The 24,825-nt window shown below is 43.7% G+C and carries 18 protein-coding genes; 11 read left to right on the top strand and 7 right to left on the bottom strand.

Annotated elements, in window-relative coordinates:
- Positions 1-83: 83 nt before the first annotated feature.
- Positions 84-710 carry an HAD family hydrolase gene (locus DD657_RS12485; protein WP_287050087.1) on the bottom strand — a complete coding sequence of 209 codons (627 nt, stop codon included), beginning with the start codon at positions 708-710 and terminating at the stop codon, positions 84-86.
- A gap of 400 nt (positions 711-1,110) precedes the next feature.
- Between DD657_RS12485 and DD657_RS12480 the strand changes: the two genes are divergently transcribed.
- Complete coding sequence (locus DD657_RS12480) at positions 1,111-2,523, top strand: CCA tRNA nucleotidyltransferase (RefSeq protein WP_021987668.1); 1,413 nt, start codon at positions 1,111-1,113, stop codon at positions 2,521-2,523.
- Between the two features lie 8 nt (positions 2,524-2,531).
- Here DD657_RS12480 and DD657_RS12475 read toward each other — a convergent pair whose 3' ends face one another.
- Entirely contained in the window at positions 2,532-3,416 is an 885-nt protein-coding gene (locus tag DD657_RS12475) for a diacylglycerol/lipid kinase family protein (protein WP_068692037.1), read from the bottom strand.
- A gap of 127 nt (positions 3,417-3,543) precedes the next feature.
- Entirely contained in the window at positions 3,544-4,857 is a 1,314-nt protein-coding gene (locus DD657_RS12470; RefSeq protein ID WP_287050086.1) for a UDP-glucose dehydrogenase family protein, read from the bottom strand.
- Between the two features lie 182 nt (positions 4,858-5,039).
- On the opposite strand from DD657_RS12470, the gene DD657_RS12465 reads away from it, so the two are divergent.
- Positions 5,040-10,502 (top strand): alpha-2-macroglobulin family protein, encoded by a 5,463-nt coding sequence (locus DD657_RS12465; RefSeq protein WP_287050084.1) that lies wholly within the window; start codon positions 5,040-5,042, stop codon positions 10,500-10,502.
- A 75-nt stretch (positions 10,503-10,577) separates the two neighbouring features.
- Here the strand turns inward: DD657_RS12465 and DD657_RS12460 are convergent, their stop codons facing one another.
- Entirely contained in the window at positions 10,578-11,243 is a 666-nt protein-coding gene (locus tag DD657_RS12460; RefSeq protein WP_502696225.1) for a superoxide dismutase, read from the bottom strand.
- Between the two features lie 344 nt (positions 11,244-11,587).
- On the opposite strand from DD657_RS12460, the gene DD657_RS12455 reads away from it, so the two are divergent.
- The 9 genes from DD657_RS12455 to DD657_RS12415 all read left to right on the top strand — a co-directional run bounded on the left by DD657_RS12455 (position 11,588) and on the right by DD657_RS12415 (position 23,058).
- The gene (locus DD657_RS12455; RefSeq protein WP_068688522.1) at positions 11,588-12,235 is read left to right on the top strand and encodes an AlbA family DNA-binding domain-containing protein; all 648 of its coding nucleotides are present in this window, start codon (positions 11,588-11,590) and stop codon (positions 12,233-12,235) included.
- An 80-nt stretch (positions 12,236-12,315) separates the two neighbouring features.
- Entirely contained in the window at positions 12,316-13,776 is a 1,461-nt protein-coding gene (gene gnd, locus DD657_RS12450; RefSeq protein ID WP_021987674.1) for a decarboxylating NADP(+)-dependent phosphogluconate dehydrogenase, read from the top strand.
- Positions 13,777-13,816: 40 nt separating this feature from the next.
- Positions 13,817-15,340 (top strand): glucose-6-phosphate dehydrogenase, encoded by a 1,524-nt coding sequence (zwf, locus tag DD657_RS12445; protein WP_021987675.1) that lies wholly within the window; start codon positions 13,817-13,819, stop codon positions 15,338-15,340.
- The gene (gene pgl / locus DD657_RS12440; RefSeq protein ID WP_021987676.1) at positions 15,337-16,068 is read left to right on the top strand and encodes a 6-phosphogluconolactonase; all 732 of its coding nucleotides are present in this window, start codon (positions 15,337-15,339) and stop codon (positions 16,066-16,068) included. The genes zwf and pgl overlap by 4 nt, the downstream gene beginning before the upstream one ends.
- Before the next feature lie 157 nt (positions 16,069-16,225).
- Complete coding sequence (locus tag DD657_RS12435; RefSeq protein WP_021987677.1) at positions 16,226-16,615, top strand: methylglyoxal synthase; 390 nt, start codon at positions 16,226-16,228, stop codon at positions 16,613-16,615.
- A gap of 148 nt (positions 16,616-16,763) precedes the next feature.
- A complete protein-coding gene (locus DD657_RS12430) occupies positions 16,764-17,180 on the top strand; it encodes a DUF6769 family protein (RefSeq protein ID WP_287050081.1) in 417 nt (138 codons plus the stop codon).
- Between the two features lie 215 nt (positions 17,181-17,395).
- A complete protein-coding gene (locus tag DD657_RS12425; RefSeq protein WP_287050079.1) occupies positions 17,396-18,667 on the top strand; it encodes an efflux RND transporter periplasmic adaptor subunit in 1,272 nt (423 codons plus the stop codon).
- A gap of 72 nt (positions 18,668-18,739) precedes the next feature.
- On the top strand, positions 18,740-21,856 hold the full coding sequence (locus tag DD657_RS12420) for an efflux RND transporter permease subunit (RefSeq protein WP_287050077.1): 3,117 nt from the start codon (positions 18,740-18,742) through the stop codon (positions 21,854-21,856).
- A gap of 23 nt (positions 21,857-21,879) precedes the next feature.
- Complete coding sequence (locus DD657_RS12415) at positions 21,880-23,058, top strand: TolC family protein (RefSeq protein WP_021987681.1); 1,179 nt, start codon at positions 21,880-21,882, stop codon at positions 23,056-23,058.
- A gap of 71 nt (positions 23,059-23,129) precedes the next feature.
- On the opposite strand, the gene DD657_RS12410 is transcribed toward DD657_RS12415, so the two are convergent.
- From DD657_RS12410 to DD657_RS12400, 3 genes are all read right to left on the bottom strand, one after another.
- On the bottom strand, positions 23,130-23,771 hold the full coding sequence (locus DD657_RS12410; protein WP_287050076.1) for an HAD family hydrolase: 642 nt from the start codon (positions 23,769-23,771) through the stop codon (positions 23,130-23,132).
- A 33-nt stretch (positions 23,772-23,804) separates the two neighbouring features.
- Positions 23,805-24,287 (bottom strand): PaaI family thioesterase, encoded by a 483-nt coding sequence (locus tag DD657_RS12405; RefSeq protein ID WP_287050074.1) that lies wholly within the window; start codon positions 24,285-24,287, stop codon positions 23,805-23,807.
- A gap of 167 nt (positions 24,288-24,454) precedes the next feature.
- The gene (locus DD657_RS12400) at positions 24,455-24,823 is read right to left on the bottom strand and encodes a GntR family transcriptional regulator (RefSeq protein ID WP_021987684.1); all 369 of its coding nucleotides are present in this window, start codon (positions 24,821-24,823) and stop codon (positions 24,455-24,457) included.
- Positions 24,824-24,825 lie beyond the last annotated feature (2 nt).

The following is a 24,825-nucleotide window of genomic DNA, read 5'->3' as shown; positions in this document are numbered from 1 at the left end:
TTTCGGGGTTCAGTTCAAAATCAGCCGGTTTTCTTTTTATCAACAGTATACCATAACCGACCGGGAAATCCTTCCGTTCCCGATCAATTCAGGATGTCGGTAAAAGAAAGACCCCGAAAATCAGGTACAACAACATCCGCCTTATCTGCAATTTTCTCTGCCGGATTCGAGGTCGCCAAACCGACAACTTTCATTTCAGCCCTTCGTCCGGCTTCCAAACCTGAAAACGAATCCTCAAACACAACACACTCCTCTTTCTTCATTCCCAATTCCCGGGCTGCCAGCAAATAACATTCCGGATCCGGCTTGGAACGGGTGATTTTATCGGCAGTGATAATAACATCGAAAACCTTTTTCACCTCGGGATGCAAACGATATACATTCTGCATCTTCAAATCATTGGAACTGGTAACAATGGCCAGCTTTACACCCTGTTCTTTTAATCCGAGAATAAACTCCCGGGCTCCGGGTATATATTCGATCACCATTTCTTGCTCAAAGCGGCTGAGCCTCTTTATTACCTCATCTGCTTGTTTTTGATCGGGAAAATACCGATCCAAAATCTCTTTCAGAGTGCGTCCTTTTATACAGGCACTAAAATCAGAACTTTCCTGCAATAACTTTCCCTCTTCACTCCAAAATTGAGTATATTGTCCTTCTGTATCGAAAATCACCCCATCCAAATCAAATAATCCGGCTTTCTTCTTCATAGCTTCATTTTTAATTACCAAGTCTTGTATTTATCGGACATCATTTTTATGCCCTTGTTTCATTCGTCCCTCGAAATTACAAAAAATCCTTTTTCTCACCGCCTTTTCGGGCTTTAAAGGCTTAAAAATCTACGCGAACGTTTTATAGCGTCCGAAAACGGGAAAACCGTTCCGGAAGAGCAGGCGGCATAACCGGTCAAAAACAGACAGCTATTTTGATTTCCGGCTCTTTTTCTTTACGGAAAAGATTGTACATTCAATTTAAAACCGTAAGTCAAAAATCTATAATCTAAAATCAGCCTTTCCTTTATGTCATTTTGCCACCCCTATTTTTTCGTTCTTTTGCCTTTGATATGGTAAAATTGTGGTATTTTTGCAGCCGGTATCAAGAAAAGAAACAATGATGCAGGAATATCTGAAACACCCGGTTTTTAAATTATTGTCTGAAATTGCTGAAGAAAAAGGAATTGAAACATACGTTATCGGAGGTTTTGTCAGAGATATTCTGTTGCATCGTCCTTCCAAGGACATCGATATCGTAGTACACGGCAACGGCATTGCCTTAGCCGAAGCTGCCGCCAAACGACTGGGAAACCTAACGGTATCGGTATTCAAAAATTTCGGTACGGCCATGTTCCGTTATAAAGGAATGGAAATTGAATTTGTCGGAGCCCGCAGAGAATCCTACCGGGCCGATTCCCGGAAACCGATTGTCGAAGAAGGTTCCATAGAAGATGATCAACGACGGCGGGATTTTACGATCAATGCATTAGCCATTTCATTGAACCGGGAAAATTACGGCAGCCTTATAGACCCGTTCGGTGGTTTACAACACCTGGAAGAAGGCCTGATCAAAACACCGCTAGAGCCGGGAATCACATTTTCCGACGATCCGCTACGCATGATGCGAGCCATCCGCTTTGCCTCCCAACTTCACTTCAAGATCGAAGACCGCACATTTCAAGCAATCGCTCAAAATAAAGAACGTCTCCGCATCGTCTCTAAGGAAAGGATTATTGACGAATTCAATAAGATCATGCTCTCTCCGATCCCGTCAAAAGGTATCTACTTACTGGATGAAGCAGGCCTATTGGAGCAGTTTTTCCCGGAATTGTCGGCCTTGAAAGGCATAGATACCGTCAATGGTATAGGTCATAAAGACAATTTCCACCATACACTTACAGTACTCGATACCCTGTCGCTCCATACCGATAATCTGTGGCTGCGCTGGGCAGCCCTTTTACACGACATTGCCAAACCGGTTACCAAAAAGTTTGTTCAGGGACAAGGCTGGACATTTTACGGCCACAATTACATCGGCGAACGGATGGTGGGCAAAATATTCAATCGCCTGAAATTGCCGCAGAACGAAAAGATGAAATATGTACAAAAGCTGGTTAATTTGCATATGCGCCCGATTGTTCTTTCGGAAGATATCGTTACCGACTCGGCAGTTCGGCGGCTTCTTTTCGATGCGGGTGATGATATCGACGATCTGATGACTCTGGCAGAAGCCGACATCACTTCTAAAAATGAAGAAAAAGTAAAACGCTTTCTGCAAAACTTCCGGATTGTCCGGCAAAAACTAAAAGAAGTAGAAGAAAAAGATTCCGTCCGGAATTTCCAACCGCCGATCAGCGGAGAAGAAATTATAGCAACCTTCAATCTTCCTCCCTGCCGGACTATCGGCGATATAAAAAATGCCATCAAAGAAGCAATTCTCGATGGCGTTATATCGAATAATTACGAGGAAGCACGCGAATATATGTTCCGGATTGCACCCCAATTCCTGGAAAAGAAACCCGAACAATAACGGAACGGTTATCCCTTCGCAAATTTAGGAACGACCAACTTCAGTACTCCTTTGTGAATTTTCAACTGTACCGGAGCATTCATAAAAGCCGCCTCCCCGTCAATATGCACTTTGTGAATATCTCCTTCAATCAAAGCCTCTTCACAACGGAATTCTTTGTAAAGACTCAATTTATCCACCCGGGCATTCATAAAGAAAAACAAAAACAAAAGTACATTCCACCATTGGGGACGTTTCAACAGGCATACATTCATCAACCCATCCCTCAAAGAAGCATGCGGTGCAATACAGGCATTATTTCCAAACTGAGAACTGTTGGCAAAACTGAGAATAAAACAGGTTTCTTCCACCGTTTGCCCATTACAGGTAATCCGGTATTTTTTCGAAGAATAATTAAACCACATCTTCAACCCGGCATAAATGTATGAAAAAACACCCCGCAGTTTCTGACGATTGAATTCATGTGCAACTTCCGCATCAAAACCGACACCACTCACATTCAAGGAATATTCTCCGTTTATCTCCATAACATCCACCTGCGAACAAGTTCCGCAAAGCACCTGTCTCAAAGCTTTTTTTAATGAAGTTGAATATCCCAGATGCCGTGCAAACCCATTGCCGCTACCAATAGATACGATACCGAATATGAGATCACTCCCCATTAACGAAGTTCCTACCTCATTGACAGTTCCATCTCCCCCGACAGCCACGACATGGGTATATTGCCCGCTTTTCCGGACATCGGCAACAATTTCACGGGCATGACCGGCATATTCGGTAAATTTTATATCGTAATCGATATCCCGGTATTCAGCCAATTCTTTAATCTTTTTCGGTAATTTTTTACCCGCCCCGTAACCGGAAACAGGATTCACCACAAATAACAGACGCATAATAATAACCTGAATAAAATTCTTTATATAACCGGCATTCGGTCTATATCCTCCAAATATCGATACTATTTCGTCAACAGACGAAATTAAAATTTCCAATCAAAGCTTTCGACCGTCCCCACAAATTTTACTTTCCGATTCCGTAATAAACATACCCGAATTCTTTCATTTGATCGGGACTGTATATATTCCGTCCGTCAAAGATAATCTTTTCCCTCAAAGCCTTCTCTATATATGTAAACTTAGGAACTTTAAACTCCTGCCATTCCGTCACCACAATCATAGCATCGGCTCCTTGCAAAGCCTCGTACATATTCCGGGCATATCCGATACGGTCACCGATGCGACGGCGCGCCTCATCCATTGCCACCGGATCGAACGCACAAACCGTAGCTCCGGCTTCAAGCAATTTATCAATCAAGACCAAAGAAGGAGCCTCGCGCATATCGTCCGTGGCGGGTTTAAAAGACAATCCCCACATTCCGAAATGTTTTCCCCGTATATGACCGCCATAGTGCTTCATGATCTTAGTAAACAACACTTCTTTCTGTCTTTCGTTTACCCGCTCTACAGCTTCCAGCACCTCCATACTATACCCATATTCCTTCCCCGTTTTTATCAAAGCCTTCACATCTTTCGGAAAACAGGACCCCCCGTATCCGCAACCGGCATTCAGAAATTTCTTGCCGATCCGGGTATCGCTGCCTATCCCCCGTTTTACGGCACTTACATCCGCTCCGACAATCTCACAAAGATTAGCAATGTCATTCATAAAAGAAATACGGGTCGCCAACATGGAATTCGCAGCATATTTAGTCATTTCTGCCGATGGTATATCCATAAAAAAAATCGAGGTATTGTTCAAAAGAAAAGCATGATACAAACGTTCCATCGTCTTTTGGGCCCGATCCGATTCAACGCCGATAACGATACGGTCGGGAGACATAAAGTCATTTACAGCATCTCCTTCTTTCAAAAATTCCGGATTGGAAGCAACGTCAAATTCCACATCCGATCCCCGTTTTCTCAACTCTTCCGTAATGGTATCTTTAACTTTCCGGTTGGTCCCGACCGGAACGGTAGATTTTGTAACAATAACGGCATAATGATCCAACAACTGTCCGATTTCACGGGCAACCCCTAAAACATAACGCAGGTCGGCACTACCGTCTTCATCCGGAGGCGTACCGACCGCAATGAATACGGCATCGGCATCTATCAAAGCTTCCTGTAGGGAAACAGTAAAAAATAAACGTTCATCCATACGGTTCTTTACCACCAACTCAGCAAGTCCGGGCTCATAAATAGGAATCCCTCCCTTATTCAACAACTCTATTTTCGTTGCATCCACATCCACACAGGTAACCGTAACCCCGGTCTCCGCCAGACAAGTGCCTGATACCAAACCGACATACCCCGTACCGACAACAGCGATTCTCATACCTTCAATTTATTTTAATTTACCTCCCGGGGATACTCTATCCCCTTCTTTATGATATCTCACCGTCCACAGCAAGATATAAAACGAACAAAAATATAAAAAATAAAAACAGGAGAAAATATATGCACAGTTTATTATTGTTCTAACTTTGTAACATGGTAAACTACTAAATATCCTTAATTATGAGGCAACAGCATCTACTTTATTACAGCTTATTCCTGCTGATAGGACTATTAAACGCCTGCGGTTCCCAGGAAACAACGGACAAAGAAGCATTCAGTAAATACATTTACGGTCATACTTCAGGAACGATCGTATCCGATAGTCCCGTTGAAATCTATCTGGAAAAAAGTGTAAATCCGGATGTTAAAACAGGAGAAACATTGCCTGCTAAACTACTGAAAATATCTCCGGACATAAAGGGACAACTGATCCTAAAAGACGAACGTACATTAGAATTTACACCGGAAGAACGATTTAAAAACGGTGAAGAATACACCTTCAAATTACATCTAGGCAGTCTGATGGATGTCCCTCAAAAATTCCAATATTACACATTCAAAGTCAAAGTCGTAGATTTAAAAGCATCTTATTCCTCCGGTACCCTTACCACAGGAGAAGCCAACGATACATTGACTTACGAAGCTTCATTAATCACTTCCGATTTTATGGAAAATGAAGAAATCGAAAAACAGGTATCAGCCCGTCTAAGTGACCGTGAAATACCGATTATATGGGAACACAACGGAAATACCCATTATTTCAAAATTCCGGATATCGGCAAAACTGAATCCCCGCAGGAGTTACAACTCTCTTTCGGCAAAAAAATTGTCAACGGTACTGAAACGACAATTAAAATTCCGGGAAAAAGTGAATTCTCCGTACTCGATGTCCGTCTCAATAAGAACGACCGTCAATCTCTACGCATAGACTTGTCGGACAACGTCGATCCGGACCAGAACCTGGAAGGACTTATTACAATTGAGGGTATATCCGATATACGGTACAAAACTGAAGGTAATACAATCTACCTGTATTACACCCTCAATAAAAACCTGGAATACCTCGATATAACAATTCACGAAGGCATCCGAGGTAACGACGGGAAAATACTCACGGAAACCCAAACGTACACAATCTCCTTACCTTCTACCAACCCCGCCGTAAAATTTATCGGAGAAGGCGTCATCACACCTGCAAACGGGAAGGTATTGGTTCCTTTCTCCGCAGTAGCCCTGAAAGCCGTTGACGTACAAATCATCAAAGTGTTCCAGCAAAACATGAATTTCTTTCTTCAACAAAATTCATACAACGGTACAAGCAGTCTGATGCGTACAGCACGTCCCGTCTTCCGGCAAAAAATCGATTTACAGCAAGAAGGTACAAACATAGATCTCAACCGTTGGAACGATTTTACACTCAATCTTTCCGACCTGATAAAACTGGAAAAAGGAGTCATTTACCGGCTGGAAATCCGTTTCCAACGTTCCTATACCACATTTGCCAATAATTCGGACAACGAGGATGATATCAACTATTATAAGAAAAACTGGGACGACGACGATGATGGATATTACTACGATATGTATTATTACAACCCGGATTACCGCTGGGAAGACCGGGATAATCCTTATACCGTATCCTATTACAACAGTCAACGTTTTATCGGAAAAAATATCATCAACACTTCATTGGGACTCGTCGCTAAAAGAGGGGCCGATAACCGGTATTTCGTCGCAGTCAACGACATTGCCACAGCTACGCCGGTATCCGATTGTATGATCACCCTCTACAACTACCAGAATCAAAAACTGGATTCCGTCGAAACGGACAAAAACGGATTTGCATACCTGCATACGGAAGAAAAAACGTTTATTGTCCATGCCCGTAAAGGAAACGATCAGGCTTGGCTACGTATTGCCGATGCCAATGCCCTATCATTAAGCAACTTCGACATCAGCGGAGCGAATGTTCAATCCGGACTGAAAGGATTCATCTACGGTGAACGGGGTGTATGGCGTCCCGGAGATGACATCTACCTCTCTTTCATACTCGAAGATAAATTGAATGTACTCCCCCAAGGCCATCCGGTTATCGCCCAATTGGCAGATCCGAAAGGAAATATCACCGAAACCCGGAAAAGCACAACAAGTGAATGCCCGATTCACACATTCCGTTTCTCAACAGCAGAAGATGCACCGACAGGCTACTGGAAAGCAATTGTCAAAATAGGCGGCAGCAACTTCAATAAAACACTGCGCATAGAAACGATAAAACCCAATCGTCTCAGTATCAACATGGAATTTCCGAACGACGATATAATCGGAGAAGGTATTCCCAATAAAACCGTTCGTGTAAAAACACGTTGGCTGAACGGAGCTCCCACGGCAAACCTGAAAGCAATTACAGAAGTTCGTCTGAATCGTAATCGTACGGCTTTCCGGGAATATCCCGACTACGCTTTCAATGATATCGCCGAAGATTTTCAATCTTACGCGGAAACACTTTTCGACGAGACCACCGACGGCGAAGGCAACTTCTCTTTTAACCTGGATAAAATACATACAGAAAATGCACCCGGGATACTCACGGCTTCTTTTACGACCCGGGTCTTCGAAAATGGCGGGGATTTCAGTATTTCAACCTACACCACCCGCTACTCCCCTTACATCCGCTATGCCGGTATCCGCCTTCCCAAAACTTCCGACGGCTGGTATCCTACAAAAGAAAATGTACGCCTGCAAGGTATTCTTCTAACGCCGGAAGGCAAGAAAAGTACAGCTTCATCCAAAATCCACATCAAAGTATATAAAATCAATTGGAGCTGGTGGTGGGAAGCCGATCAGGACAATTCGGGCTCATACATCAACCGCACATACAACGATCCGGTCTTTGACCGCTACACAACATCATCCGACGGGAATTTTACCTGTGATCTGAATATCGATTATTACGGACGTTATTACATACAAGCCACAGACGTCCAATCCGGACATACGGCAGGCATGATCACCTATTTCGGATCCTGGGCAGAAAATGCTTCGGCTGAAATGGCAACCTTATTGACAGTCAATACAGATAAAAAAGAGTATAAAACAGGAGAAAAAATCCGTATCAACATACCTTCCTCAAAAGGTAGTGTCGCTATTGTCAGCCTTGAAAACGGCACAAGCTTCAAAGACATTCACCGCGTCGAGACAACGGAAGGACAAACAACGTTCGAATTTGAAGCAACTTCCGATATGTGTCCGAACATATATGCATTTGTAACTCTGATTCAGCCCCAGAAAAACAGAGACAACGACCGCCCGGTACGCCTCTATGGAGTTGTAAATATCAATGTAGAAGATGCAGCCCTCCACCTTCATCCGGAAATCAAAATGCCTCAGGAATTACGGCCCGGAGAGGAATTTACAGTGACGGTGAGCGAGAAAAACCAACAAGCTATGGATTATACCCTGGCTATTGTAGACGAAGGCCTGTTATCACTAACCTCGTTCCGTACCCCGGAACCGTTCCCGGCATTTTATGCCCGGGAAGCACTGGGTGTAAAAACCTGGGACTTCTATGATTTCATTTTCGGTGCCTACGGTGCCCGCCTGGAAAAAGCCTTTGCAGTGGGAGGCGACGAAGCATTGAAACCGGTACAGGATGAAAAAACAAACCGGTTCAAACCGGTCGTACTGTTTGAAGGCCCGGTTTCCTTGAAAAAAGGAGAATCCCACAGACATACATTCCGTATGCCTGAATACATCGGAGAAGTACGGGCAATGGTGGTTGCCGCAACTTCGAACGGTAAATACGGTTCTGCACATACTTCGGCTTTGGTAAACAAACCCCTGATGTTATCGGTAGCTATGCCGCGCCTGTTTACACCGGGGGATATTATCGAAATTCCGGTAACGATATTTGCAATGAACAACAACATACGTGAAACCCAAGTATCCGTAAGCACAGACGATAAAATAGAAATTCTGGGAGATGCATCCTCCACCCTTACCTTCAATCAGAAAGGCGAAAAGATCGTCTGGTTCAAACTACGGATCAAGGAAACCACCGGTATTTCCACACTCACATTTACAGCACGGGCCGGAAATGAAAAAGCCTATGTAAAAGAAGATGTCGATATACGGGTTCCGAATCCCCGGATCACCAAAGTCGAAGCCCGTACGTTGAAAAAAGGAGAGAAAGCTGATTTCCAGGCGGATATCAACGGCGCTGATCCGACGGCTATATTGGAAATATCTTCTATTCCTCCCCTTAACCTGGGCGAACGTCTCGAAGACCTGATCAGCTATCCGCACGGATGCGCGGAACAAATTACTTCAACGGCTTTTCCGCAATTGTCACTGGGAGAACTGACCGAACTCAGCGTCGCTCAAAAAAATACAATCGAAGCTAATGTCAAATCGGTCATCAACCGTCTAAGCAGCTATCAAACCTCAGAGGGCGGTTTTGCCTACTGGCCGGGGTCGCCCTATACCTCCGAATGGGTAAGTACTTACGTGGCTAATTTCTTATGGGTAGCTTCCCAAAAAGGATATACCATACCGAAACAACTACTGCAAAAAGACCTCAAATTTTTGCAATCCATGGCCAACAGCTATAAAATTTTGGATTATTATGGAGAACTGCAACAAGGCTACCGGCTATACGTACTTGCTCTGGCAGGTAAACCGAACATGCCGGCAATGAACCGCATGAAAGAGCGTAAGCTGCATAATCCGACGGCCGAATGGTTGCTGGCTTCTGCCTATGCCCTTACCAATCATCCCGATGTTGCCGGTAATTTGATCAAAAATGCGGCGCGAACAGTATCGCCCTATCGTCAAACAGGCTATACATTCGGCTCCGATGTAAGAGATAAAGCAATTATGCTCCAGGCGATGGTGTATTTAAATATGCAGCAGGACGCCTGGCAAATGTTGGAGCAAATCTCTGCCGTCCTGTCTTCCCAGGAATGGTTGAGCACTCAAACGACAGCATTCGCTCTGGTTGCTGCTACCGCTTACATCGATAAATTTGTCGGTAAGCTCGACGGACTCAACTGTGAAGTAACGACAGGAGGACACACAGAAACGGTAAAAATCAGCAAAACGATCTGGCAGCAAGAACTGCCGACAAACCAACCCCAAATCAACGTACAAGTTAAGAACAACGGAGAAAGTACGCTTTATACACGTCTTATTACAGCTTCCGCACCCTATGAAGTCGTCAAGGAACGGATTATGTCGGGCCTCTCCATGAGTATTACCTATTACAACGATAAAGGGAATGTCATAAACATCGCAGACGTCAAACAAGGCAGTGATATCACGGCAGAAATCACGATACGCAATACCGGTGTCAGCGGCACATACGACAATCTGGCTTTAAGTTATTTGCTTCCGTCCGGCTTCGAAATCATCAACGACCGGCTTACCGGAAATACCCGGGCATTCAAGGATGCAGACTATGTCGACATTCGGGATGACCGTTATTATGTGTATTTCAGTCTCGGTCAGGACCTGACGAAAATCTTCAAATTCCGGTTCAATGCCGCATTCGCCGGAGAATATACCCGGCCGGCCATTCAATGCAGTGCCATGTATGATAACAATATACAAGCCGTACTGCCGGGAGGTAAAACAATCATTCAGAAATAAATTTCTGAACATCATAAAAATACAAGGCTATCGAGGTAGCCTTGTATTTTTTATTTACTCTTTTTCAATCGAAAATCAACTTCCGTATCTTTGTCCGACAGTATTCCAATCGATAATTGTCCAGAGTCTTTCTATATGTTCGGGTCTCCGGTTCTGGTAATCCAGATAATAAGCATGTTCCCACACATCCATCCCCATCAAAGGAATATATCCTCTGGAAAGAGGATTGCCGCCGTTCGGCTCCTGAAAGATAAAAAGCTCTCCCTGGTTATCTTTAGCCAGCCATACCCAACCGGAACCGAAAAGCGAAGCTGCCGACTGTGAAAAAACGTTCTTGAAATTTTCAAACGATCCCCACTTTTTCTCGATCGCCTTCAACAAATCACCGGAAGGTTGATGAACGGCATCCGGAGAAAATGTTAAAAAATAAATCGTATGATTATAAGCTTGAGAACCGTTATTGTATATCGGCCCGGTAGCATACTTCACGATAGTTTCCAAATCACTGTTTTCAAAAGGAGTACCGATAATCAATCGGTTCACATTATCCACATAAGCCTGTAAATGCTTTCCATAATGATAATTCATAGTTTCTTCGCTGATTATCGGTTCCAATGCATTCATAGCATAAGGCAAATGTGGCATATCGATTTTTTTCATCCCCGATTGAGCCCGGCTCTGCTGAATTCCGACTGTAAAAAACAAGCCAAGAATTACGATTAATTGTATTTTCATTTTCATAACAAATTGGGTAAAATTATTACTAACTCACGCGTGCATTCCAAAGCACGGTTTATTTTAATCACGGATATAAATTATAATTTACAGGCTGTAAATCACCATACAAATAGATATATATCAGATAAATACTGCCTAAAACACAAATTAAAAATTACACAATGAGTCCGTCCCTGCGTGTAATTTTATCACCGTTCTCATTTTCAATTTAAAATCTGAAATTCCCAATGACAATTGGTCGTAAATCAAAAATCACAGGAACTGAACAGTTGTAGTTATTACGTATCCTCCTAAGGTTGGTTACAGCATGTCCCGGAAGTTTCCGGGTTTATTACTATCTTTGCACCATGAACAGGCTACACAAAGGACACCATTACATATACGATCTGATCTGCCAGGGAGAACACCAGCAACAGGACTTCAAATTTGAAATTTCAGACGCACGCAAAATTGCCAAAAGCCTGTCTGCTTTCTCAAATACGGAAGGAGGCCGGTTACTGGTCGGGGTAAAAGACAACGGGAAAATTGCCGGAGTCCGTTCTGAAGAAGAAATATACATGATCGAAGCTGCCGCCAGACTATACAGCAAACCAGTCATCGACTGTGAAATGCATACACACGAAATTGAAGGCCGGACCGTATTGGAAGTCATCATCCCCAAGGGAGAACAAGGACCTTATTACGCCAAAGATGAAGACAATCACTACCGGGCTTACATACGCATAAAAGACGAAAATATTTTAGCCAGTCCGGTCCATTTACGCCTTTGGCAATATAAACACGCCCGTAAAGGGGCTTTCGTCCGTTATTCCATCCACGAACAACAATTATTGGATTATTTGAATACCAACGGTAAAATCACTTTATCTCAATATTGTAAACTATCAGGACTCCCCCGTCCCAGAGCCATAAATACATTGGCCAAATTCATCGCCTTTGATCTGATCGAAGTCGTCTATTCGGAAAAAACATTTTTCTTCCTTTCCAAACCCTGAAAGCGGGAACAGAAGTAAACTGCAATTTTTAAACCTTACTTCTTTTCTCTCCGTATATCCGAAATCAAATCTATTCTATTATGAAAAAATCGGATATTGGAGTTATAGGACTGGCCGTTATGGGAGAAGGGCTGGCCCTCAATCTGGAAGATAAAGGATATCACGTATCTGTATACAACCGTCCACACCCCTCCCACAGTGTTGTTCAGCATTTCATGCAAGAATACGGAAAAGGTCGCCGATTTGAAGGATTCGAGGACCTCAAAGCTTTTGTCCAGTCACTTGAACGACCGCGTAAAATACTGATGATGGTTAAGGCAGGTACCGCTGTCGATCAGGTTATCGAGCAGCTATTGCCTCTTTTGGAATCCGGAGATATTCTCATTGACGGAGGAAATTCCAATTTCGAAGACACTGAAAGACGAGTACAATACGTCGAATCCAAAGGCTGCTATTATATCGGAGCAGGCGTATCGGGCGGGCAGGAAGGAGCATTACACGGAGCCTCGATCATGCCGGGAGGTTCCGGGAAAGCCTGGCCCCAAGTGCGGGAAATACTTCAACGTATCGCAGCCAAAGCAGAAGACGGAAGCCCTTGCTGCGAATGGATCGGCGGAGGTGGTGCCGGGCATTTCGTAAAAATGGTACACAACGGAATCGAATATGCCGACATGGAACTCATTGCCGAAGCATACTTTGTTATGAAACAAACTCTTAATACGGGGAATCCGGGAATTGCCACCTGGTTTGAAGAATGGAACAAAGGAAAACTGAAAAGTTATCTGATTGAAATCACTGCAGATATTCTACGTCACAAAGACACAGAAGATAACTTTCTCATCGACAAAATATTGGATGTAGCAGGTCAAAAAGGCACCGGCCGCTGGTCGGTTATCCAGGCAATGGAACTGGGTATTCCCCTAAACCTTATTGCAACGGCTGTATTTCAAAGAGACCTTTCTTCTCATAAAGACTTACGCATCACAGCCGCCCGGAAATATAAAACGGACGCTCCCGTTTTTACCCACAAACCGGAGATCATGTATCAGGAAATACATGACTCTCTCTATGCTTCGAAAATCATTTCCTACACACAGGGATTCGCTTTGATGCAACAAGCTTCCGAACATTTCCATTGGGAACTCAATCTGGCGGCTATCGCACGTATATGGCGGGCAGGCTGTATCATTCGGGCTGCCCTGTTAACCCCCATTGCAGAAATCTTCGACTCAACACCTCATTTGGAAAATTTACTTCTTTCCTCCTGGTTCCGGGAACAAATCAGAGAAGTACTTCCCAACTGGAAAGCTTTATTGATAAAGACAACCCGGGAGAATACAGCAGTTCCTGCTTTTGCAGCCGCTTTGAACTATTTCTACTCACTGACAACGCAGACCCTTCCTGCCAATCTGATCCAAGCCCAACGTGACTACTTCGGAGCACATACCTTCGAACGTACAGACCGTCCCCGGAATGAATTCTTCCACGAAGACTGGACGGGTGAAGGGAACGACACCCATGCCGGCATTTACAATGCCTGAAAAAACAATGCCATACACACAACTTTAACAACATCAAACTATGCAACCTTTGGTAGTGATTATTTTCGGCGGTTCAGGCGATCTGACAAAGCGTAAACTAATGCCTTCCCTCTACATGCTTTTCAAACGTGAAGAGTTGCCCGAACACTTTGCCATACTCAGTATTGCCCGTACCTCATTTACGAATGAAGAATATCGCAAACATATCCGGGAACATCTCAGGAAATATACCAAAACAGAAGAGTTTAATACGGAATATGCTGACAATTTTCTGAAATCCGTTTATCACGAAACATTGGATCCATCATCCGAAGATGCCTACCCCGCTTTAAAAAAACGACTGGACGAATTGGACAATACGATCGACAACCCGGGAAATTACCTCTACTATTTAGCCACACCTCCCGTTCTGTACGAAACCATACCCCTCTTATTACAAAAAGCAGGACTGAACCGTCCGACCGAAAAGAAACCCGGTTTCAAACGTATCATCGTCGAGAAACCTTTCGGACATGACCTGGAGTCAGCACGACACCTAGATCACATATATACTTCAATCTTCGATGAAAATCAGATATTCCGGATAGACCATTTTTTGGGCAAGGAAACAGTACAAAACATACTGGCACTTCGATTTGCCAATGTCGTACTGGAACCGTTATGGAACCGGAATTACATCCATCATATAGAAATTACGGCAGTAGAAAATATGGGCGTTGAACAGAGAGGGGGTTTTTACGACCAAACCGGAGCCTTGAAAGACATGGTACAAAGTCATCTGTTACAGGTGTTGGCCGTATGTGCCATGGAACCACCTGTTTCCTTCGATGCAGACAGCTTCCGCAACGAAATCGTAAAAGTCTATCAATCCCTAAAACCCATGACCCCGAAAGAGATTCGCTCACAGGTTGTCCGTGGGCAATACACGGCTTCTGATGCCGGGAAAAAACATTTTTCTGCCTACCGGCAGGAAGAAAAAGTCGATCCTCATTCCCGGACCGAAACTTATGTCGCAATGCAAGTAAACATCTCTAACTGGCGTTGGGACGGAGTACCGTTCTATATCCGCACAGGTAAACAAATGCCGACACAGGTATCGGAAATCGTCATTCATTTCAAACAGACCCCCCACATCATGTTCAGCAGTTTGACACACTGCCCGCACCCTAACCGTATGATCATCCGCCTGAATCCCAATGAAGGAGTCGTATTCACATTGAGTATGAAAATTCCGGGATCGGGCTTCAATATGGGAGAAGTTCCGGTTGAATTCACATACGACAGTTTAGGGGGTGTCCCTACCGGAGATGCTTATGCACGCCTACTGGAAGATTGTATTCAAGGAGAAACGACACTGTTCACCCGAAGTGACGCCGTTGAAGCCAGTTGGCGCTTCCTGGATCCGATTCTCCAATTGTGGGCACAAGACCCTAAGATACCGTTATACGGTTACCCGGCAGGAAGCTGGGGACCGGGGGCGGCTGACCGGATAATCCGGGAAGAAGGCACATGGACAAACCCTTGTAAAAATCTGACAAAAACAAACTTATACTGTGAGCTATGAAAATACACATTTCCGACACCCCGCAAGAGGCCGCACGTGTAGTTACACATCAGCTTCTGAAACAGATGGACACCGTCCGTAAAGATTCCTTCAGTCTAGCCATTTCAGGCGGATATTCAGCAGAATTGCTTTTCCGCTTATGGGCGGAAATGTATTATAAAAGTCTTCCCTGGTACCGTATACACCTTTACTGGGTCGACGAACGATGTGTCTCCCCGACAGACGGCGACAGTAACTACGGCCTGGCTAAAAAACTGTTTCTCGATAAAGTAAAGATCCCACACATGCAAATCCATCGCATTATGGGAGAAGCGAATCCGCAGCATGAAGCACAACGCTACTCGGAATTGGTAAAAAAAAACTTACCGGACAATGACGGATATCCCCAATTCGATATGCTGATCCTGGGTATGGGGACAGACGGGCATACATCTTCCGTATTTCCCGGTCAAAATGACCTGCTCACGTCTCCGCAACCTTATGCCGCTTCCATCAATCCCTACAACGGTCAACGCCGTATTGCCCTCACCGGACAGCCTATGCTCCGGGCCGGTTTGACTTCGTTTTATGTCATCGGAAGCGAAAAGGCCGAAATACTTGCGCAAGTACTAAATCCGAATACGGAAGCCGAAAAGTACCCAGCCGGATATATCGCCCGGCATGCAGATCACATCGAATTTTTCACCGATGAAGCAGCCGCCGGAAAATTGGGGAATACACTCAAATGACAGACAAATTCAAGATAAAGACAAAATTTTTATTATTCTATTTTTTTCCGTATTTTCGTACACGATTAAAATCACAGATTCTTAATCTGCAAGTCCCTCATGACCTGCATAAACAGAGTTTGTAATTTATAATTTTATAACTAAATATAATTCGATTATGAAAATTGCAGTAATTGCACATGACGGTAAAAAGGCAGAAATGGTTGCTTTTTTGAACAGACACATGGATTTTCTGAAATCGGTAGGGACAGAAATCGTAGCAACAGGCACGACGGGCAAACACGCTCAGGACTCCGGCCTTGAAGTGGAAAGATTACTATCCGGTCCACTCGGGGGAGATGCTCAAATCGCAGCACTGGTAGCTGAACACAAAGTACAAATGGTTATCTTTTTTCGGGATCCACTGGGTAAACATCCCCACGAACCGGATGTACAAATGTTAATGCGTGTATGCGACGTACACAATGTTCCTATCGCTACCAATCCGGCTACGGCCGAAATGATGATCCGCGGTTTTCTGTGCTGTCATTCTGAAAACGACAAGTAAATTTGAAGTTACAAAGCCTTCAGGCTCTGTAACTCTGCCAGACAACGCAAACCTTTGCATGTAAGGTTTGAGGTCAAAATATAAAGACAAGCTTGTGCATTTAATCTAAATTTTAAATATTCAATATTTTACATATCTTTGTAAAAATATGAGAAAAAAACGGACAGCCATATTACCTCTTTATTTAGCCGGCATGATCCTGTTGGCGTTTACCGTTTTTCCTCATCACCATCACAACAACTACATCTGTTTTAACGTTTCCCATTGTGAAAAAGCAGATGGGAAACACAATCATCAACACGATTCCGGCAGGGAAGAATCGGGATGTATTTCTCATTTGTTTCAAACACAAATACCCGGAAATTCATCCAGAAATATATTCAGTGAAAATCACGAACATATCCCTTTTCACCATTTCTTATTTTCCTGTTACATACTAACAGAAACCGTCGGGTTTTATATTTTCGAAGTTGAATCCGCCTGTTTCCCAAAGGCTCCTGACGAAAATTTCCGAATACTTCTTCTGACAGCGGATAAAGCCAGCCGTGCACCTCCTATCTGTTAAGCAGCACTTATCCTTCCAAATGATTCAGAAGGATCTGCAGCATTTATTTCAATTCAGATTTTAATTGCAGAACTTAGGTATTAAATGAACCTGATAACGGTTACGTTGGCAGAGTCTATTTACAACCTGAAATCTAAAATTGAATCATACGGTTTAATCCCTATAGGTGCCATCTCAAACCGTAAATTCAAAATAAATACTTAACATTTGAAAACATGAGAAATATTATCATTACACTTATCAGTATATCATTGGCTTTTTACAGCTGTAAAAATCAAAATCCGACTCTCGCACACACACACGAAACTCCCGAGGGACATGCAGAACACGATCATGAAGGACATAACCATGAGCACAAACCCGGAGAAAAACACGATGAGCACAACCACGAAGGACATGATCACGAAGGACATGATCACGGGGGTAAAACAGAACAAAAAGCAGTTTCAGCCTCCGAACACAGCGACGAAATTATCTTTACAAAAGCACAAGCGGCTAAAACAAACTTTAAAGTAGAAGAAATACTGCCGGAGACATTTCACGGTGTTATCAAAACAACAGGACAAATATTACCGGCCCCGGGAGATGAATCGGTTATCGTGGCCACAAGCAACGGTATCGTATCTTACAACAAAACACTTACGGAAGGGAGTGCTGTACAAAAAGGACAAGTATTATTCAATATTGCTTCCCGGAATATCGCAGAAGGAGATCATTATTCCAAAGTAAAAGCCGGTTATGAAAAAGCCCGGGCGGAATATGAACGGGCGGTTATTCTTATAAAAGACAAAATTATCTCCCAACGGGAATTCGAAACCATACGTCTGGATTATGAAAATGCTAAAATCGCATTTGAAGCCATATCCGGTAACCGGACAGCAAAAGGCGTCGGTGTAACTTCTCCCTTGACCGGATATTTGAAAAACCTGCTGATAAAAGAAGGTGAATACATCACTGTAGGACAACCTCTGGCCACTGTATCACAAAATAAAAAACTGGTATTGCGTGCCGAGGTTTCCGAAAAACATTATAAATCCCTGAACCTGATACGAAGTGCCAATTTCAAGACTCCATACGACAACAAAGTATATGTCTTGTCAGAATTGGACGGTAAACTACTCTCTTTCGGAAAAGCCTCCAACACCAACTCCTTCTATGTGCCGGTTTCTTTCGAATTCGACAATAAAGGTGATGTCATCCCCGGCTCTTTTGTAGAAGTATTTCTGATTTCTGCCCCGATTGACAATACGTTAAGCATCCCTGTCACGGCGTTGACGAATGAAATGGGTACATTTTATGTATATGTCCAATTGGATGAAGAAGGATACCGGAAGCAGGAAGTTACACCAGGCATGAATGACGGCCGTCAGGTACAAATATTAAAAGGGCTCAAAGCCGGAGACCGGGTCGTAACCCAAGGTGCTTACCAGGTAAAAATGGCTTCTTTTTCAGGGGCTATACCTCACGGTCACAGCCACGAACATTAATAAGCCGGATACGGGAGATACACATCAATATCATTTCCCGGACACTTTACCAACTTCAATAAAACATGTAATATGCTAAATAAAATTATACAATATTCTTTGCGCAACCGGCTACTCATTCTAATGGCAGCCGCAATGCTATTGATCTGGGGTAGTTACACCGCCTCCAGAATGGAAGTCGATGTCTTCCCGGATCTAAATGCCCCTACTGTAGTGGTCATGACCGAAGCACAAGGGATGGCTCCTGAAGAAGTGGAACGTTTGGTTACTTTCCCTGTGGAAACTGCCGTAAACGGAGCCACCGACGTCAGACGTGTCCGTTCCTCTTCTACGACGGGATTTTCCGTCGTATGGGTTGAATTCGATTGGGGAACGAACATCTATACAGCCCGGCAAATTGTATCCGAAAAACTAGCTACACTAGGAGATGCCCTGCCCTCTACTGTCGGTCAGCCTACTTTGGGACCTCAATCTTCCATCCTGGGAGAAATGATGATCATCGGTCTGACAGCAGACACGACCTCTTTACAAGATTTACGAACCATCGCCGACTGGACCATACGTCCCCGGCTTCTCTCTACGGGAGGCGTTGCACAGGTCGCTGTCATCGGAGGCGATATCAAGGAATATCAAATCTTGCTGGACCCGTCACGAATGAAACACTATAATGTGACCCTGGACGAAATACTCCCGGTACTCGACAACATGACCCAAAATTCAACCGGAGGTATCCTCTACGAATACGGCAACGAATACATTGTCCAAGGTGTTATGGCTACCACCCAGCCGGAAGAAATCGGTAAGGCCGTTATCAAAACCATTAATGATGTTCCGCTCTTGATTTCAGACGTCGCAGATGTCCGTATCGGAGCTAAAGCGCCCAAACTCGGACTTGCTTCAGAGAAAGGCAAACCGGCCGTCTTGATTACTGTAACCAAGCAACCGTCGACAAATACGCTTGAATTAACGGAGAAATTGGATGTTTCTTTACAAGAGCTACAAAAAACCCTTCCGGCAGACGTACACGTCTCAACCGACATATTCCGCCAATCCCGATTTATTGAAAGTTCGATCAACAATATCCAAAAAGCCTTATTCGAAGGATCTGTTTTCGTGATTATCGTCCTTTTCTTCTTCTTAATGAATGTACGTACGACAATCATTTCACTCGTTGCCCTGCCTTTGTCTCTATTGGTTGCAATTCTGGTATTACATGCTTTAGGACTGACGATTAACACCATGAGTCTCGGAGGTCTGGCCATTGCCATCGGTTCTTTGGTTGACGACGCGATAGTCGATGTAGAGAATGTGTACAAAAGATTACGGGAGAACCACCTGAAAGCGGCAGAAGAACGATTGTCCTCCTTACAAGTTGTTTTCGATGCCTCCAAAGAAGTCCGGATGCCGATCCTCAACTCTACATTGATCATCGTCGCCTGTTTCCTGCCTTTATTTTTCCTTTCCGGCATGGAAGGCCGTATGTTGATCCCTTTAGGAATTGCATTCATTGTAGCCTTGTTTGCTTCTACAATCGTCGCCCTGACACTCACGCCGGTCATGAGCAGTTATATGTTGACGACACGGAAAGCATTGAAAAAAAGCGAACAGGAACCTTTCGTCTCCCGCATTCTGAAAAAAGGATATAAAAAAGCGTTGATCACTGCATTGTCACACAAAAAGCTGATTATCGGAATAACCGGAGGTTTGCTGATTTTTGCCCTGGTTATCATGTTCGGACTGGGACGTAGTTTTCTGCCTCCGTTTAACGAAGGCTCACTTACCATCAACGTAAGTACAATGCCCGGCATTTCTCTGGATGAGTCGGATAAAATCGGACGAATGACCGAAGAAATACTGATGGATATTCCCGAAATACAAACCGTTGCCCGCAAAACAGGTCGTGCAGAACTGGATGAACATGCCTTGGGGGTCAATGTCTCTGAAATCGAAGCTCCCTTTATCCTGGATAAACGCAACAGGGACGAATTTCTGGCAGATGTACGCCAGCAATTAGGTATTCTCAAAGGAGTAAACATCGAAATCGGACAACCGATATCCCATCGTATCGATGCAATGCTTTCCGGAACAAAAGCCAATATCGCCATCAAACTCTTCGGAAACGACTTGAATAAACTATACAATATAGGTACGCAAATCAAATCGGCCATCAGTAACATAGAAGGCATTGCCGACTTGAATGTAGAACAGCAAATCGAACGGCCGCAACTACAAATCAAACCGAAACGGGACATGTTGGCTAAATACGGTATCACCTTACCCGAATTTTCTGAATTTGTCAATGTCGCTTTGTCGGGTAAAATTGTCTCTCAAATCAACGAAAGCGGTAAAGTATTCGATCTGACTGTAAAAATCGACGATTTTGCCAGAGATAATACAGAAGCCATCGAAGAGCTCAGCATCGATGCCAACGGGCGGAAAATACCGCTTCACTATATAGCGGAAATTCTGCCGTTAAGCGGTCCGAACACGATCAGCCGGGAAAATGTACAGCGCAAAATCGTGATTTCGGCCAATGTAGCCGGACGTGACTTAAAAGGTGTGGTTAACGATATCCAAAAAGAAATCGGAGCAAATATCTCTTTACCGGAAGGATACCACATCGAATACGGCGGACAATTTGAAAGCGAACAGGCAGCCTCCAGGATCCTCTTTCTTACCTCTCTGATTTCCCTGTTGATCATTTTCCTGATCTTGTATCACGAATTCAGAAATCTGTCGCTGGCCGGAATTATTATGCTCAACCTCCCGCTGGCTATCATCGGGGGAATCATCAGTATTTGGACAACTTCCGGAGTGATCAGCATTCCTGCTATCATCGGCTTCATATCCCTTTTCGGTATCGCTACCCGAAACGGAATTCTATTGGTATCACATTATAACCAATTATACTCAGAAGGTTACAATCTGAAAGACAGTATCATACAAGGTTCATTAGACCGTCTGAACCCGATATTGATGACAGCCCTGACCTCTGCCCTCGCTTTGATACCATTGGCTGTCGGCGGAGATCTGCCGGGAAACGAAATTCAAAGTCCGATGGCCCAGGTCATATTAGGAGGATTACTCAGCTCGACTTTACTGAACGGATTTATCATTCCGATCGTATATTTCTTATTGAAACACAAACAACGCAATTCTGCAGTACAAAACGAAATACCGCTCCATTAATAACGGCATAATACAATAAGCACATGAAAAAAATTATATACACGACCTTCTTTACCGGCCTGTCATTCTTATTGCAAGCCCAATCAGACATCGGCAGCATATTGACAAGCATTGCCGTCAATAACAAAACTTTACAGGCAAGCAGTCATTTGACAGAAACTCAAAAGCTGGAAGCACACACCGGTAACTACCTTTCCAACCCTACAATCGAATTCAATCAATTGTGGGGCGATAAAACCACCGGCGGAAATATCAATGAACTGGCAGTCGTTCAATCTTTCGACTTTCCGACAGTCTATACCAATAAAAACAAATTAGCGGGTTTAAAATCAACCGGATACGACTACCAATTCGCCGGTATCCGTCAACAAATTTTATTGCTGGCCCAACAAACCTGTCTGGAAATTATTTACCTACGCAAACAACAGGCATTGCTGGACGAAAGACTGGAAAATGCCCGTCATCTCTCCGAACTGTATGCCAAACGCCTGGAACAAGGAGATGCCAATCAACTGGAGTTGAATAAAATCCAACTAGAACTACTCAATGCCCAAAACGGAGCCCGGCTCAACTCGGCAGCCCTAAAGGCAAAACAAGAGCAGTTACAAACCCTGAACGGGGGTATACCCATTGAATTCACCGGTACTCAATACCCTGTAAGTGAAAACCTGCCGGATTTCCAACAACTGGAAAGCGAGTATATGGCTCTGGATCCCAACCTAAAGAATCTGTCGACACAGGCAGAAATTGCAGGACGTGAAATTCGTTTGAGCCGCGCACAAAGCTTACCCAAATTTGATATCGGTTACCGGAGAAATGGAGGCAGCGATGAAACCCTCAACGGATTTGTCGTAGGCTTGTCAATACCGTTATTTGAAAATAAAAACACCGTACGAAAAGCCAAAGCCCAATTCGAATATTCAAATGCAGTTATCGAGGATAACACGCGCAACCTGAAATCCAATTTGCAACAATTATACGAGCAGGCCACCGCCCTGCAAACCTCTTGCAAAGAATATTCCGAGATACTGACAGAACAACACAGTGTAGAATTATTGAATAAAGCCCTGATGGCAGGACAAATTTCAATGATCGATTATTTTGTAGAACTCACCACATTTTACGACAGCCGGCAAAACTACCTGAATGTAGAAAAAGAGTACTACAACACACTCGCTCAACTATACCGGTATAAGCTATAACCATATCCCCCGAAAATAAAACCGGATTTTGTAAAAAATACAAAATCCGGTTTATTTGCAAAATACCGTTATTAATTCAAAAGCAAATCCGGGATACATTCCATCCCTTGTATAACATCTCCTTTTTCCAGCAAACGCCATTCACTATTGTGCCCTCCGGTATACAACAACTTCCCGAATCCTAAAGCTTCCGCTACCTCGGCATCATGAGTCGTATCTCCGATCATAAGGGTTTCCTCCGGACAAATACCATACTTCTCAACCATCCGTTTTCCCCGTTCGATTTTTCCGGCCGCATATATATTATCAGAACCGCAAACCTGAAAAAAATAAGGGCCGATATTGAAATCCTTCACCATTTGAGAAAGTAAATCCTCACGCAAAGCAGAAAGTATATATTGTCGTATTCCTGCTTTCTGCAAAGCATCCAGCGTTTCCCGTACCCCCGGGTTCAATCCGATTCCTTCCGCAAAAATATCGTATGTATCCACAAAATCCACCGAAATATCATGTAGCGTCTCCTTTTGTAAATCAAACCCTACCCGCCTGTAAAAATCCTCCACCGGAAACCCGAAAACATCCCGGTAATTTTCCAAAGACAACGTCTTCAGCTTCCTTTTTTCCAACATCCGGTTCAGCGTATTTACACCTGTATTCTTATCGTCTAACAACGTTCCGTTCCAATCCCAAACAATGTTCTTATACTGCTTCATTATTCTATTTATCCAAATTCAACATCCTGCAGCTCACTCCTTATAAAATGCTTCTACACCTGGCCAATCCAGCTTTTTACGTGCAATCTCTTCCGGATAAACCATATAAACGACATCGGCTTCCGTTGCCAGTTCTCCTGCCGCATTAAAAAGTTCGACACGGGCAGTAACCAACCTTTTTTCTGCCTTCGTCACCTTGGCACGCAAATGAATTCCTCCCCGGTTGGTATAAACCGGTTTCCGGTATTTTACAGCCATCTCGGTCGTCACTCCGGCAGTCTTCGCATAAGAGAAGATAGCCCAACTGGCAATCTCATCGATAAGGGTCGCCTGAATACCTCCGTGCAACACGTGAAAAAACCCCTGATAATTTTCCGAAGGCTCCCAATCACAAGTAATATATTCACCTTCATCAAAAAATTTACACTTCAACCCGTAGGGATTGACCGGAGAACAACCGAAACAGTTGTACCCCTCCAAATCCGCATAAGCATTATACATTTCACGTCTCTTCATAAGTTATTCACAACTTGATTTCCAACTGTAAAATTAATTCATTTTCCGAAAAATAATTCATCGGTTCCTTAAACTTTACGCAGTAAGCCCGTTTTTATTATTTTATAAAAACATTTAAACATACCGGGACTTCATGCAGGACATTCGTACATAAACGGTTTTACCTCCTAGGCAGACTTATGAAGATAGTCTTCAAAACCTTTTGCAATTTCCTCTCCGGTAATTCCAAGTAATTTCATACGCCTGAAAAGCTCCGGCAACTCTTGCTCCAAAAAAGCTGTCCGCTGATCCTCCAAAATATGTTGTCGTGCATCTTCATATACAAAAAAGCCGATTCCTCTTTTATTATATATGATTTGCCGGTTTTCCAACCATTCATAAGCCCGCATGACAGTATTGGGATTCACCTCCAATTGCATGCCCAGTTCCCGGACAGAAGGTATTCTTCCATCCCCGCTCCATTTGCCCGAAACAATATTGTCACAGACAAAATCGGCTATCTGCATATATATTGCCTGAGTATCCTTAAAATCCATAA

This window comes from Culturomica sp., from assembly GCF_003524185.1.
Classification (GTDB): Bacteria; Bacteroidota; Bacteroidia; order Bacteroidales; family Marinifilaceae; genus Culturomica; species Culturomica massiliensis.
The sequence above is the reverse complement of the archived record's forward strand: the minus strand, read 5'-3'. Positions and strand labels throughout refer to the sequence as shown.

Coding starts and splice junctions, on each gene's coding strand:
- DD657_RS12485 (WP_287050087.1), bottom strand. CDS start 710: ATGAAGAAGAAAGCCGGATTATTTGATTTGGATGGGGTGATTTTCGAT.
- DD657_RS12480 (WP_021987668.1), top strand. CDS start 1,111: ATGATGCAGGAATATCTGAAACACCCGGTTTTTAAATTATTGTCTGAA.
- DD657_RS12475 (WP_068692037.1), bottom strand. CDS start 3,416: ATGCGTCTGTTATTTGTGGTGAATCCTGTTTCCGGTTACGGGGCGGGT.
- DD657_RS12470 (WP_287050086.1), bottom strand. CDS start 4,857: ATGAGAATCGCTGTTGTCGGTACGGGGTATGTCGGTTTGGTATCAGGC.
- DD657_RS12465 (WP_287050084.1), top strand. CDS start 5,040: ATGAGGCAACAGCATCTACTTTATTACAGCTTATTCCTGCTGATAGGA.
- DD657_RS12460 (WP_502696225.1), bottom strand. CDS start 11,243: ATGAAAATGAAAATACAATTAATCGTAATTCTTGGCTTGTTTTTTACA.
- DD657_RS12455 (WP_068688522.1), top strand. CDS start 11,588: ATGAACAGGCTACACAAAGGACACCATTACATATACGATCTGATCTGC.
- gnd (WP_021987674.1), top strand. CDS start 12,316: ATGAAAAAATCGGATATTGGAGTTATAGGACTGGCCGTTATGGGAGAA.
- zwf (WP_021987675.1), top strand. CDS start 13,817: ATGCAACCTTTGGTAGTGATTATTTTCGGCGGTTCAGGCGATCTGACA.
- pgl (WP_021987676.1), top strand. CDS start 15,337: ATGAAAATACACATTTCCGACACCCCGCAAGAGGCCGCACGTGTAGTT.
- DD657_RS12435 (WP_021987677.1), top strand. CDS start 16,226: ATGAAAATTGCAGTAATTGCACATGACGGTAAAAAGGCAGAAATGGTT.
- DD657_RS12430 (WP_287050081.1), top strand. CDS start 16,764: ATGAGAAAAAAACGGACAGCCATATTACCTCTTTATTTAGCCGGCATG.
- DD657_RS12425 (WP_287050079.1), top strand. CDS start 17,396: ATGAGAAATATTATCATTACACTTATCAGTATATCATTGGCTTTTTAC.
- DD657_RS12420 (WP_287050077.1), top strand. CDS start 18,740: ATGCTAAATAAAATTATACAATATTCTTTGCGCAACCGGCTACTCATT.
- DD657_RS12415 (WP_021987681.1), top strand. CDS start 21,880: ATGAAAAAAATTATATACACGACCTTCTTTACCGGCCTGTCATTCTTA.
- DD657_RS12410 (WP_287050076.1), bottom strand. CDS start 23,771: ATGAAGCAGTATAAGAACATTGTTTGGGATTGGAACGGAACGTTGTTA.
- DD657_RS12405 (WP_287050074.1), bottom strand. CDS start 24,287: ATGAAGAGACGTGAAATGTATAATGCTTATGCGGATTTGGAGGGGTAC.
- DD657_RS12400 (WP_021987684.1), bottom strand. CDS start 24,823: ATGGATTTTAAGGATACTCAGGCAATATATATGCAGATAGCCGATTTT.